The organism is Pseudomonadota bacterium (assembly GCA_039714795.1).
Taxonomy (GTDB): domain Bacteria; phylum Pseudomonadota; class Alphaproteobacteria; order JAGOMX01; family JAGOMX01; genus JBDLIP01.
Genome location: JBDLIP010000020.1, coordinates 1 through 2,500 on the forward strand (window position 1 = coordinate 1; position 2,500 = coordinate 2,500).

Below are 2,500 nucleotides of genomic sequence, written 5' to 3' on the forward strand. Positions count from 1 at the left end.
ATATGTCCTTTTTTATTGGATGGCTTTATGTTTGGCGATAGCTACGCGATTTTTTCAGGAAGTGTTGCCAAAATGTGTTACCTGGGATTGAACCACGCCAAAACTTGACTTCGGCTAGTTCGCTTACAAGGGATTCTCAGTTAAAACCCCACCTTCATACTAAGACACAGCAGCCCTTGGGGGCTGCTGTATTTTCTTGGCCACCTGTAATATTGGTGAGATCCTACAAATCTCTCGCTTTGTGGGAGTGTTATTCTTTTTTTTTGGGGACTTTTCTCAACTTGATCCCCCTTTTAATTTCATCAAGCAGCCCTTGCGTGCCAGTTGCTGTAATAGCCCTCGGTGGTGGTGGCGGTGGTGGCGGCGTCACCGTAGGAGCATCTCCAGTTAGGCTTGCATTGAGACCTACCCACGGAGCGTATTCTGATACAAGATTTTTATGTACCATTTGTGCTGGGAGATTTCCTTTTTTTGCCTCATCAATTCGATTACCCAACAATTCCACAAATTTCTTACCTGCAACCCCCGAAGTATCACCATAAACGCTCCTTAATGCTCTGGCTTGGTCTTCGGTTAGGTAGGCGGTACCTTCAGCTAATTTTGGTCCACCAAACCTTCCAGACTTTGTCATAGTCACTTCTGCATCTTTGGTAAGCATTAGTATCAAGAGGGGGGATCCACCCTTTCTTCGTTGAGCTATCGTCTTAATCTCGTCTGGAGTCTTTGCACTTATTTTTTTGAAGCTTACTTGATCATTTGCACGATCCGCGTCTCTAGCGGCGGTTATTAAATTCTGAAAATACTTCAGAGCTCCAGGAGAGCTCATAATATAATCATGTTTCCCGAGCGCCAAATCAAGTGCACTCCGCTCTAGTTCTGAGCCCATTTTTGGCCCCGGACTTGTTTTCTCAGTAAGCCAATCCATAAGATGGAATTGCGCTTGCGCATCGCCCATGCTTGGACCCGGTGATATTTGGTACATGACTTTTACAATCAAATCTACCAATGCATTCTTATTGCTACCAGCAGCTACTGCTGAGTCCCACTCTTTAATGGTCTCTGTGACAATCGGAGGAACAGTGGAACCCGCGCCCACATCAATGCCCTTCGCATTAAGTTGTTTTTGTAATTGGGCAATTTGCTCTCGCAATTGCTTGATCAATTCCGTTTCTGCAGCAGTTGTTGTTGTAACAGTAGGAGGAGGTGTTGTAACAGTAGGAGGAGGTGTTGTAACAGTAGGAGGAGGTGTTGTAACAGTAGGAGGAGGTGTTGTAACTCCAATATCACTAGGATCTCCCCCAGCATCTGTGTACGCCTTCTTGGCTTCTGGTAGATATTGTTTGACCTTTGGTGCCCATTTTGGGTCTAATTGTCGCAGAATTTCAACTTGTTCTGCGATTTCTTCCTTTGATGCTGTCGCTGATTTAGCCTTTGCTTGGGCAAGAAAAGCCGTACCAGGATAACTAAATTTCGCCCACTTTGTGCACTTTTCAGCACAAAACTTTGCGACCTCAATTTCTTTTATTTCCTTTTCACACAGATTTTTGCAAGACCTAAGATTCGCAATTTTAGGTATCTTTGTCCCAGATGCATCGTAGTTACCCAGCATTATTCCACACAATATCAGTGGGTAAATCGACAACCTTTGTTTTGTTAGTTTTCCCTTCATCATGACCTCCTTAATTTTAAAAATTTATAGACACTATATAATTGCTCAACCGTGGTCTGAAAACCCATTAATTTATGGGACAAAAAATCCTTCCCTATTGAGTAAGTCGACTAAAACCGCTTAAACATTAGAATCTCTGTCCCGGTTGAGCAATTACCTTAATACCATAAGGTATACCTTATTATTATGCACTAAAATTTATTAATTTATAGTTAACGCGTATCAAGACAGAATCAACTCGTGGTCTATGCTTAACAAAAGTACTACTGATATCTGCTTGGTTTGAGGGTGCAGTTTCTGTCTTTTTTGAAAATAAAGCTGTACGATATTCAAGCCCCAAGGATACCTCATCATTTAAGCTAACCTCAATTCCAACGCCTGGGGTAAATGCGGCCTTTGTGTACTTCTTACTCAGTGGTATATCGCTGCGAGTAGGGTCATTCAGACGAACCGCATCACTAGAGCTATTAATCTCAAAGCGTTGCCATTCGACACCGAAACGGGCGTATAATAATGTTTGCTTCCAATATCCACCAAGACGAGCAGCCAATCCAAAACGTGTTTTCCCTTTGATCTTAGAATCAGCGCGGCCCCGTGTATCATCATCCACCACAAAAGAACTATCATCGCTCATGTTTCCGAAAAGTACATCCGCTTCAAGGCTAGCATAAAAGTGTTCTGCAAAACGCACTCCATAACCAAGTTGTACTCCCCCAGTGAATGATTGATCTTCCGCAGCAAAGTTGCGAAATGCGCCGACGGGGGTGGCACCGGCAATTCCATCAGCATTATCATTGCTCATGGTAACTTCATGGCGGTCCAATCGAAGAC

2 protein-coding genes (1 of these 2 cut by a window edge) are annotated in these 2,500 nt (G+C 43.4%); both read right to left on the reverse strand.

Annotated features, from left to right (window positions below; all coding sequences use genetic code 11):
- Window positions 1-250: 250 nt before the first annotated feature.
- Complete coding sequence (locus ABFQ95_02710; protein ID MEN8236446.1) at window positions 251-1,672, reverse strand: hypothetical protein; 1,422 nt, start codon at window positions 1,670-1,672, stop codon at window positions 251-253.
- Window positions 1,673-1,853: 181 nt separating this feature from the next.
- A protein-coding gene (locus ABFQ95_02715; GenBank protein ID MEN8236447.1) for an outer membrane beta-barrel protein crosses the window boundary here: on the reverse strand, window positions 1,854-2,500 show its 3' portion. The gene runs 190 nt beyond the window's last position; the window shows 647 of its 837 coding nt (coding positions 191-837); its start codon lies off the right edge, out of view; it ends in the stop codon at window positions 1,854-1,856.